The organism is Actinomadura latina NBRC 106108 (assembly GCF_001552195.1).
Lineage (GTDB): Bacteria > Actinomycetota > Actinomycetes > Streptosporangiales > Streptosporangiaceae > Spirillospora > Spirillospora latina.
On the sequence record NZ_BCQS01000025.1, the window covers coordinates 25,953 to 41,228 of the forward strand.

The 15,276-nt window shown below is 74.9% G+C and carries 16 protein-coding genes; 10 read left to right on the forward strand and 6 right to left on the reverse strand.

What is annotated here, in order from left to right; genetic code table 11:
- Positions 1-5: 5 nt before the first annotated feature.
- The 5 genes from AL2_RS26940 (at position 6) to AL2_RS26960 (ending at position 4,540) form a co-directional block, all read left to right on the forward strand.
- Positions 6-374: a Na(+)/H(+) antiporter subunit B gene (locus tag AL2_RS26940; RefSeq protein ID WP_245666969.1), complete on the forward strand. Its 369-nt coding sequence runs from the start codon at positions 6-8 to the stop codon at positions 372-374.
- Positions 371-1,084 (forward strand): MnhB domain-containing protein, encoded by a 714-nt coding sequence (locus AL2_RS26945; protein WP_067638338.1) that lies wholly within the window; start codon positions 371-373, stop codon positions 1,082-1,084. The genes AL2_RS26940 and AL2_RS26945 overlap by 4 nt, the downstream gene beginning before the upstream one ends.
- Positions 1,081-1,434 carry a sodium:proton antiporter gene (locus AL2_RS26950; protein ID WP_067638339.1) on the forward strand — a complete coding sequence of 118 codons (354 nt, stop codon included), beginning with the start codon at positions 1,081-1,083 and terminating at the stop codon, positions 1,432-1,434. The genes AL2_RS26945 and AL2_RS26950 overlap by 4 nt, the downstream gene beginning before the upstream one ends.
- Positions 1,431-3,248, forward strand: coding sequence for a complex I subunit 5 family protein (locus AL2_RS26955; protein WP_218003713.1), 1,818 nt, complete (start codon positions 1,431-1,433; stop codon positions 3,246-3,248). The genes AL2_RS26950 and AL2_RS26955 overlap by 4 nt, the downstream gene beginning before the upstream one ends.
- A 158-nt stretch (positions 3,249-3,406) precedes the next feature.
- Positions 3,407-4,540: a glycoside hydrolase family 183 protein gene (locus tag AL2_RS26960; RefSeq protein WP_067638341.1), complete on the forward strand. Its 1,134-nt coding sequence runs from the start codon at positions 3,407-3,409 to the stop codon at positions 4,538-4,540.
- 7 nt (positions 4,541-4,547) lie between these two features.
- Here the strand turns inward: AL2_RS26960 and AL2_RS26965 are convergent, their stop codons facing one another.
- A complete protein-coding gene (locus tag AL2_RS26965) occupies positions 4,548-5,177 on the reverse strand; it encodes a hemerythrin domain-containing protein (RefSeq protein ID WP_067638342.1) in 630 nt (209 codons plus the stop codon).
- Positions 5,178-5,256: 79 nt separating this feature from the next.
- Positions 5,257-5,685, reverse strand: coding sequence for a VOC family protein (locus tag AL2_RS26970; protein WP_067638344.1), 429 nt, complete (start codon positions 5,683-5,685; stop codon positions 5,257-5,259).
- Between the two features lie 101 nt (positions 5,686-5,786).
- Here AL2_RS26970 and AL2_RS26975 point away from each other — a divergent pair, with 101 nt between their 5' ends.
- Positions 5,787-6,782, forward strand: a complete 996-nt coding sequence (locus AL2_RS26975) for a helix-turn-helix transcriptional regulator (protein ID WP_067638346.1) — start codon at positions 5,787-5,789, stop codon at positions 6,780-6,782.
- Here AL2_RS26975 and AL2_RS26980 read toward each other — a convergent pair.
- Positions 6,779-7,279 carry a MarR family winged helix-turn-helix transcriptional regulator gene (locus AL2_RS26980; RefSeq protein WP_067638348.1) on the reverse strand — a complete coding sequence of 167 codons (501 nt, stop codon included), beginning with the start codon at positions 7,277-7,279 and terminating at the stop codon, positions 6,779-6,781. The two genes, AL2_RS26975 and AL2_RS26980, sit on opposite strands and share 4 nt — an antisense overlap.
- An 80-nt stretch (positions 7,280-7,359) precedes the next feature.
- A complete protein-coding gene (locus tag AL2_RS26985) occupies positions 7,360-8,115 on the reverse strand; it encodes a helix-turn-helix domain-containing protein (protein WP_067638351.1) in 756 nt (251 codons plus the stop codon).
- 219 nt (positions 8,116-8,334) lie between these two features.
- Between AL2_RS26985 and AL2_RS26990 the strand changes: the two genes are divergently transcribed.
- Complete coding sequence (locus AL2_RS26990) at positions 8,335-9,285, forward strand: ATP-binding cassette domain-containing protein (protein WP_067638353.1); 951 nt, start codon at positions 8,335-8,337, stop codon at positions 9,283-9,285.
- Positions 9,282-10,055 carry an ABC transporter permease gene (locus AL2_RS26995; RefSeq protein WP_067638355.1) on the forward strand — a complete coding sequence of 258 codons (774 nt, stop codon included), beginning with the start codon at positions 9,282-9,284 and terminating at the stop codon, positions 10,053-10,055. Before AL2_RS26990 ends, AL2_RS26995 begins: the two co-directional genes overlap by 4 nt.
- Before the next feature lie 86 nt (positions 10,056-10,141).
- Here AL2_RS26995 and AL2_RS27000 read toward each other — a convergent pair whose 3' ends face one another.
- Together AL2_RS27000 and AL2_RS27005 are read right to left on the reverse strand one after the other, a co-directional pair.
- Positions 10,142-11,254, reverse strand: a complete 1,113-nt coding sequence (locus AL2_RS27000; RefSeq protein ID WP_067638357.1) for an ABC transporter substrate-binding protein — start codon at positions 11,252-11,254, stop codon at positions 10,142-10,144.
- A gap of 222 nt (positions 11,255-11,476) precedes the next feature.
- The gene (locus AL2_RS27005; protein ID WP_067638359.1) at positions 11,477-12,055 is read right to left on the reverse strand and encodes a CPBP family intramembrane glutamic endopeptidase; all 579 of its coding nucleotides are present in this window, start codon (positions 12,053-12,055) and stop codon (positions 11,477-11,479) included.
- 180 nt (positions 12,056-12,235) lie between these two features.
- Between AL2_RS27005 and AL2_RS27010 the strand changes: the two genes are divergently transcribed.
- Positions 12,236-12,676: a helix-turn-helix transcriptional regulator gene (locus tag AL2_RS27010; RefSeq protein WP_067638360.1), complete on the forward strand. Its 441-nt coding sequence runs from the start codon at positions 12,236-12,238 to the stop codon at positions 12,674-12,676.
- 217 nt (positions 12,677-12,893) lie between these two features.
- Positions 12,894-15,276, forward strand: a 2,383-nt coding sequence (locus AL2_RS27015) for an ATP-binding cassette domain-containing protein (protein WP_067638362.1), incomplete at its 3' end; no start/stop codon positions are given.

The window sequence follows — 15,276 nt, forward strand, 5'->3', positions numbered from 1 at the left end:
CCGCCGTGACCCCTTCCCCCTTGGGCTCCCTGGCCCCGGACGCCCTGTCATTGCGGGCGCTGTCCCTGAGCGCGCTGTCCGGGCCGCTCGCCGACGCGCTGATCGTCACCGCCCTGGCCATGGCAGCGCTCATGGCCACCGCGGTCGTGCTGACCCGCGGCACCGTCCGGCAGGCGATCGTGCTGTCGGGCTACGGGATGGTCCTGGGCCTGCTGTTCCTCATCCTGCAGGCCCCCGACGTCGCCATGTCGCAGATCGCCGTCGGCACCGTCCTGCTGCCGCTCATCGTCGTGCTGGCCCTGCACGCCACCCGCCGCCACCGCGACACCGGCGGGGGCGGGGACGGCGGCGGGGAGCGGGAGGCGCGGCGGTGAGGGCGTCCGCGCGCACGCTGCTGTTCGCCGCCGGCGCCGCCGGCACCGCCGCGCTGTTCACCGCCGGGACCCTCGGCCTGCCCGGCTTCGGGAGCGCCCTGCACCCCTACGCCGACCGCGCCGTCCACCGGGCCGTCGAGCAGGGCACTCCCAACGCCGTCGCGTCGGTCACCTTCGACCAGCGCGCCTTCGACACCCTCGGCGAGGAGCTCATCCTGCTGTCGGCCGCGCTCGGCGCCGTCGTGCTGCTGCGCGCCGTCGGACGCGAGCGCGAGGACGACGGCGGCGCCCACCGGCACGGCCCCGCCGAGGTGTCGGACGCGCTGCGGATCATCGGGTACCTGCTGCTGCCCCTCACCCTGCTCGCCGGCGTCTACATCGTCGCGCACGGCCACCAGTCCCCCGGCGGCGGATTCCAGGGCGGCGTCGTCCTCGGCACCGCCGTCCACCTGCTCTACCTCGCCGGCGACTACCCCGCGCTGGAGCGGCTGCGGCCCATCCCGCTGCTGGAGTCCGCCGAGGCCGTCGCCGCCGCCGCGTTCGTGCTGCTGGCCCTGGCCGCCGCCGGGCAGGCCGCCGCCGGCCGCGTCCCCGCCCTCAACACCGCCGTCGGCGCCGAGGTCGGCTGCGCCCTGGTCCTGCTCACCGGCAAGTTCTTCGACCAGGCGCTCCTCGTCCGCGGCACCGGCCGGTCGAAGGAGTCCCCGTGAGCCCGCTCCCCTACCTGGCCGCCGGCTGGATCATGCTCGCCGGCATCTACGGGATCGTCACCAGCCGCGACCTCATCCACGCCGTGGTGTGCCTGTCGGTCACCCAGTCCGGCACCTACGTGCTGCTGCTGGCCATCGGCCACCGCTACGGCGCCACCGCGCCGGTGTTCTCCGACCGGCCGCCGCCGCCCGCCGCGGGCCCCGTCACCGACCCCGTCGTGCAGGCCATGACCCTCACCGACATCGTCGTCGGCGCCACCGTCACCGCGCTGCTGCTCGCCCTGGCCGTGCAGGTCGCCAAGCGGCGCGGCACCCTGGACCCCGGCGCGCTGCGCTCGCTCGAATCGTGATCCTGCAGGCCACCGTCGCGCTGCCGGTCCTGGTCGCCGCGCTGCTGGCCGCCGCCGGGCGGTGGCTGCCGCGGCCGGCCGTGGACGCCGCCGCGCTGCTGGCGGCCGCCGCCGTCACCGTGCTCACCGCGCTCACCCTCGCCCGCTCCGGCCGCGACCCCCAGGTCACCTGGCTCGGCGGGTGGGGGCCCGGCACCGGCGTCGGGATCCCGCTGGCCGCCGACCCCCTCGCCGCCGGCCTCGCCTGCGTCGCCGCCGCCCTCACCCTGGCCGCGCTGGTGTTCTCCTGGCGGTACTTCACCGAGATCCAGGCGATCTTCCACGCGCTGATCCTGCTGTTCCTGGCGTCGATGTGCGCGTTCGTGTACACCGGGGACCTGTTCGACGCGTTCGTGTTCTTCGAGCTGATGAGCGTCGTGGCGTTCACGCTGACCGGGTACCGCGCCGAGGAGCCCGCCACCGTCCACGGCGCCCTGAACTTCGGGATCGTCCAGTCGATCGGCGCCTATCTGTCCCTCGCCGGGATCGCCCTGGTCTACGGCCGCACCGGGCAGCTGGGCCTCGCCGCGATCGGGCGCCACCTCGCCGTCCCCGGCGCCGGGACCCGCCACGGCGGCGCCCCCATCACCGCGGCGTTCGTGCTGATCTGCACCGGCTACCTGGTCAAGGCCGCCGCCGTCCCCTTCCACTTCTGGCTCGCCGACGCCCACGCCGTCGCCCCCACCCCCGTGTGCGTGCTGTTCTCCGGCATCATGGTCGAACTCGGCGTGTACGGGGTGGCGCGGACGTACTGGGCGATGTTCGCCGGGCTCGTCCCGCTGCGCGCCGTCGCCGTCCTCGGCGCCGCCGCCGCGCTGCTCGGCGCCGTCATGTGCCTGCTGCAGCACCACATCAAGCGGCTGCTGGCCTACTCCACCATCAGCCACGTCGGGCTGCTGCTGGTCGGCGTCGCCGCCGGCACCCCCGGCGCGCTCGGCGGCACCGCCTACTACCTGGCCGGGCACGCCGGGGTGAAGGGCGCGCTGTTCCTGGCCGCCGGGGTGCTGCTGAACCGGCACGAGACCGTCGACGCGCGGGAGCTGCGCGGACGGGGCCGCGGCCTGCCCGTCACCGGCGCCACGTTCCTGGTGGGGGCGCTGTGCCTGGCGGGGCTGCCGCCGTCCGGGCTGTTCGCCGGGCACGCGGTCACCGAGCACGCCGTCCTGGAACTGGGCTGGTGGTGGTACCCGCCGCTGTCGGCCGCCGCGTCCGCGCTCACCGCCGGGGCCGTCCTGCGGGTCTGGCTCACCGTGTGGCGCGCGACCCCCACCGAGCAGGACGCCGGGGGGCCCGGCGGGGACAGCGGGCACGAGGATCCCGAGACGCCCGGCGGGCTCCGGTCCGTCCCCTGGACGATGATCCTGCCGGGCGCGGTGCTGCTGGCGGCCGGAGTGGCGGCGGGGCTGATGCCAGGCGGGCTCGTCTCGGGTGCCGCGCACCTGTTCGCGAGCCGGGACGCCTACGCCGGACTCGTCCTGGACGGGCAGGTCACGTACCCGCACGCGCCGCCCGCCGACCCGTGGACCGCGGCCGGCCTCGCCGGATCCGCCGTCACGCTGCTGCTGGCCGCGGCGGTCGCCGCCGCGGGCGTCCGCCGTCCCGCCGCGGCCCGTCCGCGCTCCGCGGCCCCGGCCGGCGGCGCCCGCGCCCTGGGCCGCGCCGCCGGCGCGGTCGCGGCCCGCCTGCATGCGCTGCACTCGGGCCACATCGGCGACTACGCCGCCTGGCTCACCGCGGGCGTCGCCGTCCTGGCCCTGCTCACCGCCCGCTTCTGAGCGGCCGCCCCCGGATCGGCCGGCCGCGGGATTTGATCGCGGACGGGTCAGGGGCCACGCTGTGAGGTCCCGACGCCGCCCTCCCGGGAGTCCCGCTGACCCGCAGCCGTCCCCGCAGCCGTCCCCGTCCCGCGACCGCCGCCATCGCGGCGGCGGGCGTGCTGGCCGCGGTCCTCGCGGCCGCCGGCGGCGGCACCCCGGCCCCGCCGCCGGGAGGGGCGCCGGGAGCGGCGCCGCCCGCCCGCGTCCTGTCCCGCTACGAGACCGCCGCGCCCGGCAACGCCATCGACCGCGACTGCGGCTACAGCGCGCCGCTGCCCGGACGGCCCGGCCGCAGCCTGTGGCTGTTCTGCGACTCGGTGTGGAAGGGCGCCCGCCCCGGGCTGTGGCTCGGCGCCACCGCCGCGACCGGGCCCGCCGTCCCCGGCCGCGTCCCCGCCGCCCTCACCGAACTCCCCACCCCCTCCGGAACCGCGCCCCAGCCGGCTCGCGGGCCGGATCGCGGGGCGGCGCGGCCGCCGCAGGGGCTGCTGGGCACGCCGCCCGGCCTCGTCCTGCCCGGCGGGCGGCCCTGCCACGTCCCCGGCACCGCCTACAGCGCCTCCTGGGTGTCGGGCGCCGCCCGCCCGCCCGGCACGGGCGCACTGCTGATCACCTACACCGACGTGTGCGTCACCGCCGCCGCCATCAGCACCCAGGGCTTCGGCCTGATCGAGTACCGGCCCGGCCGGGGGGCCCTCACCGGCCGCGCGACCCCCTTCACCGCGCCCGGCGGGCTGCCGTTCCAGCAGAACCTCGGCTCGCCCGTCTTCGCCCGCGGGCACCTGTACCTGTTCGCCGCCGGCTGCGACGCCCACGGGTTCGGCGCCTGCGACGGCGGCCGCGTCACCCTGGCCCGCGTCCGCGCCGACCCCGCCGCCTGGCGCGACCCGGCCGCCTACGAGTACCGGACGGCCACCGGATGGGCGCCCGACGCGTCCGCCGCGGCGAGCGTCGTCCCAGGCGCCGCGCCCTACGCCGTGCACGTCGCCGACTTCACGCGCCTCGGCAGGGGCCTGGTCATGATCGAGCAGCGCGGCCTGGACGGCCGGTACCGGCTCTGGCGCGCCCCCGCCCCCGAAGGGCCGTGGCGCCCGGCCGGGGGCGGCACCGTCGGCTGCACCGGCGGGACCGGGCTCGACCAGTGCCGCGCCCTCATCGGCCACCCCGAGCTGTCCACCCGCGACGCGCTGCTGCTGTCGTACTACGACCCGGGCGACGACCACGTCCGGGTCCGCGCCGTCCCCTGGTGACGCCCGGTCAGGTGCTCCACAGGCGGCGCTTGCGGTAGAGGGGCTCCCACATCACCCGGTTGCGCTCGCGCACCGGCCGGGGCAGCGCCGCCAGGAACCGGCTGCGGTCCACGGGCGCGATGGCGTCCACGACCCACGGGACGTACAGCGGCGCGTCCGCCGCGCAGCGGCCCTCGGCGTCGGCGGCCAGCGACCGCCACTGCCCGGCCCGCAGCACCGACTCGGCCAGCGGCAGCGCCGTCGCCTCCTCGTGCCGCAGATGCGCCTCCAGCGCCTCCCGCAGCGCCCGCACGGCCGCCACGCCGTCGCCGCCGCCCGCCAGGGCCGCGTCGACACCGGTGACCGGCGCGCCGATGCCGGAGTGCTCGGCGCGCATCTCCGCCAGCACGGCCAGGTCCGCCGGGCGTCCCGCGACCGCGCGCTCCACGCGCGGCCACAGCAGCCGGTCCTCCAGGTCGTGGTGCATGCGCAGCTGGTCCTTGAGGTTGTCCCAGCCGGCGCGCACGTGCGCGGCCCCGCCCTTGCCCGCCGCCACCGCCGCCGCGAGCCGGTCCAGGTCCCGGCGGAACGCGTCGTGCGCGGCGTACAGGAGGGCGTGGCAGGTCGTGTCGCGCGGCCGGACCACGAAAGTCTCCATGCACACATGACGGCCGTGACCTCCGCGGACGTGACGTCCCCGGCCGGGAAGAGACGCACCTCACAGCCGGGCGGCGCGGCTAGGCCGCCGGTGCGGCCTTGGCCAGGATCTCCAGGTAGTGCGGGTTGGACATCACGCCGAGGACGTTGCCGAACGGGTCGGTCACCGACGCGGTCGCGAACCCCGTCCCCTCGCCCCGCTCGGTGATCCTCTCGTGCTCGCGGGCGCCCATCGCCAGCAGCCGCTCCACCGCCGCCTCCAGATCGTCGACGTGCCAGTACATGATCGCGCCGCCCGGGGCGGCGGCCGGGCCGCCGGGGCGGAACCGCGCGTCGATCAGGCCCAGCTCGTGCTCGTAGTCGCCGACCCGGAACTCGTAGTAGCCGGCGCGGCCGTCCGGTCCGGGGACACTGAAGTAGGGCGGGACGCCCAGCAGCCCGGCGTACCAGTCCTTGGCGGCCTCCAGGTCGTCGGCCCACAGGCTGATGGTGGCGAATCCGCGCAGCATGGTTCCTCCGTTCGCGAAGCCCGGTCTCTCCGGCCCTCGGCACCGACGCTAGACCGCCGATAGGTCACCCAACGTCCTAATGGGCGGGCAGGATGGAGGGCATGCGCGACCCGTCCGGGCGGCTGCTCCGCCTGCTGTCCCTGCTGCAGACGCCCCGCGAGTGGCCGGGCGGCGAGCTCGCCGAGCGGCTCGGCGTCACCGCCCGCACCGTCCGCCGCGACATCGACCGGCTCCGCGAGCTCGGCTACCCCGTGCACGCCACCCGCGGCGGCGCCGGCGGCTACCGGCTCACCGCCGGCACCGCGATGCCGCCCCTGCTGCTGGACGACGACGAGGCCACCGCCATCGCCATCGGCCTGCGCACCGCCGCCGCGGGCGCGGTCAACGGCGTCGAGGACGCCTCGCTGCGCGCCCTGGCCAAACTGGAGCAGGTCCTCCCCCACCGGCTGCGGCCCCGTGTCGCCGCGCTCACCGAGGCCGCCGTGTCGCTGCCGCCGCAGGACGCCGGCCCGCCCGCCGCCGACCCCGGCGTCCTGGCGCTGCTGGCCGGCGCCTGCGTCACCCGCGAGCACGTCCGCTTCACCTACACCGCCGCCGGCGGCGGCGAGACCCGGCGGCTGGCGCAGCCGCACCGGCTCGTCGCCGCCGGCCGCCGCTGGTACCTGCTCGCCCACGACGAGGACCGCGCCGCCTGGCGCACCTTCCGCGCCGACCGCATCACCGGCCCGCACCGCACCGGCGTCCGCGGCCCCGAACGCGCGCTGCCCGGCGGCGCCGACCCCGTCTCCTGGACGATGGACGCCCTGGCCGGCGGATCCGGGGCCATCCGGGCGCGGCTGCTGCTGCACGTCCCCATCGCCGAGGCCGCCGGGCGGATCACCGCCTGGCACGGCGTCCTGGAACCGGCCGGCGACCGCACCTGCCTGCTGCACACCCGCTCGGACTCACTGCGGTTCCTCGCCCACCGCGTCGCGCTGCTGCCCGTCGACTACACGCTGCTGGACCCGCCCGAACTCGCCGGGCACCTGGCAGCCATCGCCGGCCGCGTCACCCGCGCCGTCCGGGACTTCCCGGCCCAGCCGGCCGAGCCGGTCTAGCCGAGGGAGGTGTCGCCGAGGGACTCCAGCAGCGTGCGCAGCGCCCCGGCCAGCCGCTCGCGCCCGGCCGGGCCCAGCGCGGCCAGCAGCCGGTCCTCGTTGGCGGCGTGCAGGGCGACCAGCTCGTCCACGGTCTCCAGGCCGCGCGGCGTCAGCCGGATCCGCACCGACCTGCGGTCGCCGCCGTCCCGGACCCGCTCGACCAGGCCCTTGGCCTCCATCCGGTCGATCCGGTTGGTGATCGCGCCCGACGTCACCATCGCCGCCTTCAGCAGCGCGCCCGCCGTCAGCTCGTAGGGCGCGCCGTGCCGGCGCAGCGTCGCCAGGACGTCGAACTCCCAGCTCTCCAGGCCGTGCGCGGCGAAGAAGCCCTTCAGCTCCCTGCCCAGCAGCAGCTGCGCCCGCGTGATCCGCCCGACGACGCCCATCGCGGACACGTCCACGTCCGGACGCTCCCGCGCCCACTGCGCCAGGATCGCGTCCACCGCGTCCGCCATCGCCCCTCCCCGGATCATCTCAACGTTGAGATTATCAACCGGCGCCCCGCCCGGTCGGCCGTGGCCGCCGGGACGGGCGTCTATCCGCGATCGGAGCCCGGCTCGGCGGCGCCGTCCGAGGCGGCTCCGGGCGGCGCGTAGAGGACGTCGCGGGCCTGCTCGGCGGCGCGGGCGAAGCGTTCCCCGACGTAGTCGAGGTAGCGGGCGATGTTCTCGAGGCGGACCGCGGCCGGGGTGCCGGGACCGAGCACGCCCACCCCCTGCCGCGCGACCTCGACCTGGTCGGCGATGTCGCGGGCGCTGGCCATCATCGACTGGTAGTAGAGGTCGTTGTCGACGCTGTAGCGCTCGCGCCGGCGTTCGTCGCGTTCCCGGCGGACCAGGGTGTGCCCCTCCAGCGAGGCGATCGCCTTGGAGATGGACGCCGGGCTGACCTGGAGCCGCTGGACGAGCTCGGACGCGGTGAGGCTGCCGGAGTCGGTGGTGTAGAGGCAGACCAGCACCCGCGCCATCATCTTGGGCAGGCCCGACCGCATCATGACGGTGGCGAACGCCTCCTCGTACTCGCGGACGGCCTCGGCGTCGCGCCCGTACGGCAGGGGCGCCGAGGCGCTCCCCCGGGACGCGGCGGGCGCCCGGCGGCGGGCGCGCCGCTCGGTGGCGCGGTGGGCCAGGTCGGCGCGGTACCCGGTGGGCCCGCCGTTGCGCATCACCTCGCGCGTGACCGTCGAGGTCGGACGGCCGAGCCGCCTGGCGATCTCCGCGTAGGCGAGGCCGTCGGCCAGCCCCGAGGCGATCTGCCGCCGTTCCTGCTGGGTGAGCCTGCCCCCTGGCATTCCGTTCTCCTTCGCGCTCCCTGATACCCCCACCATAGCGTTCACTTCTCATTCATTGCAACGCTTCGAGTGCTGTCTCGTTGCATTATCCGCATCGCTGTTGCAACACTTTTGACGCTATGACGTGCGTTTACGTAGGCATTATGCAACGACCGTGTTGATGAATCTATGAACGCAACGTAGCTTTTCCAGTATCAGAAACCTCTGAAGGAGCCCGCCATGACGACCCTGGCCATCGCAGCCGAGGGGCTGCGCAAGTCCTACCCCGGCAAGGACGGCGACAAGGTCGTGCTCGACGGCGTCGACCTGGCCGTCCCCGAAGGGACGGTCTTCTCCCTGCTCGGCCCGAACGGCGCCGGCAAGACCACCACCGTGCAGATCCTGTCCACCCTGATACCGGCCGGCGGCGGCACCGTCCGGGTCGCCGGCCACGACCTGGCCACCAGGCCGGACGACGTGCGCGGCGCGATCGGCGTCACCGGCCAGTACTCGGCCGTCGACAAGCTGCTCACCGGCGAGGAGAACCTGCTCCTCATGGCCGACCTCAGGCACCTGTCCCGCCGGGACGGCAGGCGCAGGGCCGCCGAGCTGCTCGACCGCTTCGACCTGGCCGACGCGGCGCGCAAGCCGGCGAGCGCCTACTCCGGCGGCATGCGGCGGCGGCTCGACCTGGCGATGACCCTGGTCGGCGACCCCCGCCTGATCTTCCTGGACGAGCCCACCGCCGGCCTGGACCCGCGCAGCCGCCGCACCATGTGGGACATCGTCCGCGAACTCGTCGCGGGCGGCGTCACCGTCTTCCTCACCACCCAGTACCTGGAGGAGGCCGACGAGCTCGCCGACCGCATCGCCCTGCTCGACCACGGCCGGCTGATCGCCGAGGGCACCGCCGACGAGCTCAAGCGGCGCATCCCCGGCGGCCACATCCAGCTCACCTTCGCCGGCGCGCACCTGCTCGACGCCGCCCGCCGCGCCCTCGGCACGGGGACCGCCGACCCTGACGCGCTCACCCTGCAGGTGCCCGGGGACGGCAGCGTCCGCGCGATCCGCGAACTGCTCACCCTCCTGGACGAACGCTCGATCGACATCGCCGAGATGAGCGTCCACACCCCCGACCTCGACGACGTCTTCCTCACCCTCACCGGCCGGCAGAAGGAGACCACCCGATGAGCACCCTCACCCTCGCCGCGCGCGACTCCGCCACCATGGTCCGGCGCCAGCTCAAGCGCCTTCTCCGCTACCCGTCGATGACCGTGCAGCTGATCGTCACGCCCGTCATCCTGCTGCTGCTGTTCGTCTACGTCTTCGGCGGCACCCTCGGCACCGGCCTCGGCGGCGGCCGCCAGACCTACGTCGACTACATCGTCCCCGGCATCCTGCTCATGGCGGCCGCCACCGCCGCCACCGGAACCGCCGTCATGGTCGCCACCGACATGACCGAAGGCATCATCGCCCGCTTCCGCACCATACGGATCTCCCGCGCCTCCGTCCTCACCGGCCACGTCGTCGGCAGCGTCGTCCAACAGCTCCTCGGCATGGCCGTCCTCATCGCCATCGCCCTGGCGATCGGGTTCCGCCCTAACGCCACCGCGCTCGAATGGCTGGCCGCCGCCGGGCTGCTCACCCTGTTCGCCGTGGCCGTCACCTGGCTCGCGGTCGCCCTCGGCCTGAAATCCCCGACCCCCGAGGCCGCCAGCAACGCGCCCATGCCCCTGATCCTGCTGCCCTTCCTCGGCAGCGGCTTCGTCCCCACCGACTCCATGCCCACCGCCCTGCGCTGGTTCGCCGAATACCAGCCCTTCACCCCGATCATGGAAACCGTCCGCGGGCTCCTCCTCGGCACCCCGATCGGCGGCAGCGGCGCCGCCGCCACCGCCTGGTGCGCCGGCATCGGCGTCCTCTCCTATCTCTGGGCGAAGAAGACCTTCGACAAGCCGTGACCACGCCCCGCCCGCCGAGGGCCGCCGGGTCCAGCGGCCCGGCCCTTCCCGCCCGCACTGAGGACGCGGGCGGGTCGGCGCGCCTCTCAGCCGGAGTGCAGGATCCGGAAGCGACCGGGTTCCGCCGGATCCCGGTCGACGACCTGGACGGGCGCCCAAGCCCATTGCCAGACGCTGACGCCCGGCGTGCGGGAGAACCGGATCGTGCCGCGGGTGCCCTCGACCTCGACGCGCGGCCACGATCCGGCGGTGCGCGCCCGGTCCGGGCCGTGAGACCGCAGCACCTCGGCGAGGACGGCGACCGTGTCGTAGCCCTCGAAGGCGACGAACGAGGGCGCCTGCCCCAGCCGCTCGCGCAGAGCCCTCTCCACCCGTGCGCCGAGCGGGCCGAGACGTTCCGGCAGGTAGCGCAGGAAGGGCACCCCGGCGCCGTCGCCGCCCAGTGCCGCCGCCCATCCGGCGAACTCCGGCTGCCCGGCCGGAGCACCGATCACGACGTCGGCGAGGCGCCGGTCGCGGCGGACGGACTCGACGATCGGCACGGCGGGCTCCGGGTGGCCGACCAGAAGCAGGAGGGCCGTCGCGCGCCCGCCGGCGAGTTCCTCGCACACGGCCGCGGGGTCGAGCGCGCCCATGTCGAGCTCGGTGAGGGCGCCGCCGCCTGCCGCGAGGTGCTCGCGCAGGATGCGGGCCCCCGACGCCCAGTACGCGCTCGGCTGGGTCGCCGCGGCGATCCGGCGGTGCCCCGCGCCGAGCAGGAAATCGGCGTAGATCCGCCAGCCGTGCGACTGCGCCGGGGCCAGGCGCGCGACACCTTCCGCCGGCCGTTCGGTGAGCGCGTCCAGGACGGCCGACGAACACAGGAACGGCAGGCCGAGGGCGTCGGCCCTGGCGGCCGCGGCGCGGGCGACGACGCTGTGGTACTCCCCCGCCAGGGCGGCCACGCCCAGGCCGGCCAGTTCGTCCACGGCCGCCGTGGCCCGCCGGGGATCGGCCGCGGTGTCGCGGACCACCAGTTCGAGCGGTCTGCCGGCGATCCCGCCGGCGTCGTTGACCTCGCCGGCGGCCAGTTCCAGTCCGGCGAGCAGGTGCCGGCCCGCATCGACCCAGCCGGGCCGGGTCAGCGGGACCAGAGCGCCGATCCGGACGGCCGGGCCGCCGGGCCGCTCCGCACCAGGCGGCGATGGTGGCGTTCTCATACGTCGGCGTCTCCCGTGTCGCGCAGTGGCGGGGCCAAGCACAGTGGCACTGCCCAGTAGTACACGTTCCCGGGGCGGCGGCTCAGGTGTCCGCCGGGTCCGGGGCCGTCCGCGCGGGGACGGCGGAGGGCCGGCGGGCGGTCACCGCCAGCGTCATGGCGATGATCGCGACGCGCAAGACTAGCGACAGCACGCTGCCCTCCGGGCCGTACGCGCCGCCGGTCAGCCAGTCCGCGCCCTCGGTGACCGGGCGCAGCAGCGCCCCGCTGAAGGACGTCTCGTCACTGATCGGGAAACCGGCCACCGGGCCCTGCGCGAAGTTCCAGGCGAATTGACCCCGCCGAGCGCGTTGCTCAGGACCGAGACGGCGGTGGCGTCCGGGCTTCCGGTGATGTGGACGAGCCCGAACACCGCGCCCGCGCCCAGCAGCGCCACGGCCGGGCGGCGGGTCAGCCGCGCCAGGCCGCCCAGCATGAGCGCCCGGTACACGACCTCCTCGCCCACCGCCGCCGCGGCCAGGACGGCGGTGGCGTAGGCCAGCTTCGCGGCGTCGAACCGCACGTCGTGGACGCCGGTGGGGGTCAGCGCCACGACGGCGGCCACGGTCGCGGCCATGCCGGCCGACCCGATCGCCAGCCCGGCCGACCCGATCGCCAGCCCGGCCGCCAGCTCGCGGCCCGCCCCGCCGCGCATTCCGAGCCCCAGCGGCGCGCCCCGCCGTAACCGTCCGTGCAGCGCGGCGGCCGCGCTCACCGCCAGAATGATCAAGAACAGGACGCTGATCACCATGTCCGCGTTCATGGCGCTCCCAGGTGGGGTTCGGGCTCGGACGCTCCTCACTCTCCGCCGCCGCCCCTCCCCCTGCCATGCGGCCAGGCCCGCGGAAGGCGTCCTGCCGCCGTGTGGTTCCGGGCCGCGGTGGTCACGGGCCCGCCGCTCCACCCGGTCTCTTTGTCGTAGTGGTGTGGCACGATTTCTGAGATGAGCAGCAGATCTGACGAGGCGCAGCACCTGCGCGACCTCGCCCGGCTGCGCCGGGTCCGGGACCGCATCGACCGCGAGTACGCCCAGCCGCTCGACGTCGAGGCGCTGGCCCGCGGAGTGCACATGTCGGCCGGGCACCTCAGCCGCCAGTTCCGCCGCGCCTACGGTGAATCCCCCTACGGCTACCTGATGACCCGGCGCATCGAACGGGCGATGGCGCTGCTGCGGCGCGGCGACCTCACCGTCACCGAGGTGTGCTTCGCGGTCGGCTGCGCGTCGCTGGGAACCTTCAGCACCCGCTTCGCCGAACTGGTCGGCATGCCGCCCGGCGCCTACCGCCGCCAGGTGGCCGGCGCGACGGCCGGAATGCCGTCCTGCGTCGCCAAGCAGGCGAGCCGGCCGGTCAGGAATCGAGAAGCGCCGGCCGGCCTGCGATGACTAGCGTGTCCGCCGAGGACGCCGTCCCGCGCCGCGGCACCTCCCCGGCGTCCTGCCGCGGGAGCCGGGAGCGGGCCGCCGTCCGGCGGGGGCGCGGGGCGCCGCCGAGAGGTGACGCGGGCCCTGACGGACGAAGTGCAGGAAAGCCATGGGTACGGGGCGGGACTGGTGAGAGCCAGGCGACGTCGACGCAGACCGCGAAACAGATGGAGACATGATGAGCATGGCCACGGGGACCGGCGCGCAGCCGCCTGCGCCGCACGCCGCCGACAGCCACGACCTGATCCGGGTGCACGGGGCGCGTGAGAACAACCTCAAGGACGTCAGCATCGAGATCCCGAAACGGCGGCTGACGGTGTTCACCGGCGTCTCCGGCTCGGGCAAGAGCTCGCTGGTGTTCAACACGATCGCCGCGGAGTCGCAGCGGCTGATCAACGAGACCTACAGCACGTTCGTGCAGGGCTTCATGCCGACGCTGGCGCGGCCCGAGGTCGACGTCCTCGAAGGGCTGACGACCGCGATCATCGTCGACCAGCAGCGGATGGGCGCCGACCCCCGCTCCACCGTGGGCACCGCCACCGACGCCAACGCGATGCTGCGCATCCTGTTCAGCCGGCTCGGGAAGCCCTACATCGGGCCGGCCAAGGCGTTCTCGTTCAACGTCGCCTCGATCAGCGGCGCGGGCGCGGTCACCGTGGAGCGCGGCGGCAAGCAGGTGAAGGAGAAGCGCACCTTCAGCATCACCGGCGGCATGTGCCCGCGCTGCGAGGGACGCGGCTCGGTCACCGACTTCGACCTGACCGCGCTGTACGACGACGCCAGGTCGCTGCGCGAGGGCGCCCTCACCATCCCCGGCTACAGCATGGACGGCTGGTACGGCCGGATCTTCATGGGCTCGGGATTCCTCGACCCCGACAAGCCGATCCGCGAGTACACCGGCACCGAGCTGCACGACCTGCTCCACAAGGAAGCCACCAAGATCAAGGTCGACGGCATCAACGTGACCTACGAGGGGCTGATCCCGCGGATCCGCAAGTCGTTCCTGGCCAAGGACCGGGAGGCGATGCAGCCGCACATCCGCGCGTTCGTGGACCGGGCGATCACCTTCACCGCCTGCCCCGACTGCGGCGGCACCCGCCTCACCGAGGCGGCCCGCTCCTCCAAGATCAACGGGATCAGCATCGCCGACGCCTGCGCGATGCAGATCAGCGACCTCGCCGCGTGGGTGCGGGAACTGGACGAGCCGTCCACCGCGCCGCTGCTGGCGACGCTGCAGCACACCCTGGACTCGTTCGTCGAGATCGGGCTCGGCTACCTCAGCCTGGAACGGCCGTCCGGGACGCTGTCGGGCGGCGAGGCGCAGCGCACCAAGATGATCCGCCACCTCGGGTCGTCGCTCACCGACGTCACCTACGTCTTCGACGAGCCGACGATCGGGCTGCACCCGCACGACATCCAGCGGATGAACGGCATGCTGCGGGAGCTGCGCGACAAGGGCAACACCGTCCTGGTCGTCGAGCACAAGCCGGAGGCGATCGCGATCGCCGACCACGTCGTCGACCTCGGCCCGCACGCCGGCACCGGGGGCGGCGAGGTGGTGTTCGAGGGGACCGTCGAGGGCCTGCGCGCCAGCGACACCCTCACCGGGCGGCACCTGGACGACCGCGCCTCCCTCAAGCCGTCGGTGCGGGCACCGTCCGGGGCCCTGGAGGTGCGCGGCGCGAGCACCCACAACCTGCAGGACGTCGACGTCGACATCCCCCTCGGCGTGCTCGTCGTCGTCACCGGCGTCGCCGGTTCCGGCAAGAGCTCGCTGATCGGCGGGTCGGTGGCGGGACGGGACGGGATCGTCACCGTCGACCAGGCCCCCATCAAGGGGTCGCGCCGCAGCAACCCGGCCACCTACACCGGGCTGCTCGACCCGATCCGCAAGGCCTTCGCCAAGGCCAACGGGGTGAAGCCCGCCCTGTTCAGCGCCAACTCCGAGGGCGCCTGCCCGAACTGCAAGGGCGCCGGCGTCGTCTACATGGACCTGGCGATGATGGCGGGCGTCGCCACCACCTGCGAGGAGTGCGACGGCAAGCGGTTCCAGGCGGCGGTGCTGGAGCACCACTTCGGCGGCCGCGACATCAGCGAGGTCCTCGCGATGCCGGTGACCGAGGCCGAGGCGTTCTTCGGCTCCGGCGAGGCCCGGATCCCGGCCGCCCACAAGATCCTGCAGCGGATGGCCGACGTCGGGCTCGGCTACCTGCGGCTCGGCCAGCCGCTCACCACCCTGTCGGGCGGCGAGCGGCAGCGCCTGAAGCTGGCCACCCAGATGGGCGACAAGGGCGGCGTCTACGTCCTGGACGAGCCCACCACCGGCCTGCACCTCGCCGACGTCGAGCAGCTGCTGGGCCTGCTCGACCGGCTCGTGGACTCAGGCAAGTCGGTCATCGTCATCGAGCACCACCAGGCCGTCATGGCGCACGCCGACTGGATCATCGACCTGGGCCCCGGCGCCGGTCACGACGGCGGCCGGATCGTCTTCGAGGGCACGCCCGCCGACCTGGTCGCCGCCCGCTCCACCCTCACCGGCGAGCACCTGGCCGACTACGTCG

Bases quoted from the DNA above. Each gene is read 5' to 3' on its own strand.
- AL2_RS26965 (WP_067638342.1), bottom strand. From the start codon at position 5,177: ATGGAGACTTTCGTGGTCCGGCCGCGCGACACGACCTGCCACGCCCTC.
- AL2_RS26970 (WP_067638344.1), bottom strand. From the start codon at position 5,685: ATGCTGCGCGGATTCGCCACCATCAGCCTGTGGGCCGACGACCTGGAG.
- AL2_RS27000 (WP_067638357.1), bottom strand. From the start codon at position 11,254: ATGAGAACGCCACCATCGCCGCCTGGTGCGGAGCGGCCCGGCGGCCCG.
- AL2_RS26990 (WP_067638353.1), top strand. From the start codon at position 8,335: ATGACGACCCTGGCCATCGCAGCCGAGGGGCTGCGCAAGTCCTACCCC.
- AL2_RS26975 (WP_067638346.1), top strand. From the start codon at position 5,787: ATGCGCGACCCGTCCGGGCGGCTGCTCCGCCTGCTGTCCCTGCTGCAG.
- AL2_RS27005 (WP_067638359.1), bottom strand. From the start codon at position 12,055: ATGAACGCGGACATGGTGATCAGCGTCCTGTTCTTGATCATTCTGGCG.
- AL2_RS26995 (WP_067638355.1), top strand. From the start codon at position 9,282: ATGAGCACCCTCACCCTCGCCGCGCGCGACTCCGCCACCATGGTCCGG.
- AL2_RS26985 (WP_067638351.1), bottom strand. From the start codon at position 8,115: ATGCCAGGGGGCAGGCTCACCCAGCAGGAACGGCGGCAGATCGCCTCG.
- AL2_RS26980 (WP_067638348.1), bottom strand. From the start codon at position 7,279: ATGGCGGACGCGGTGGACGCGATCCTGGCGCAGTGGGCGCGGGAGCGT.
- AL2_RS27010 (WP_067638360.1), top strand. From the start codon at position 12,236: ATGAGCAGCAGATCTGACGAGGCGCAGCACCTGCGCGACCTCGCCCGG.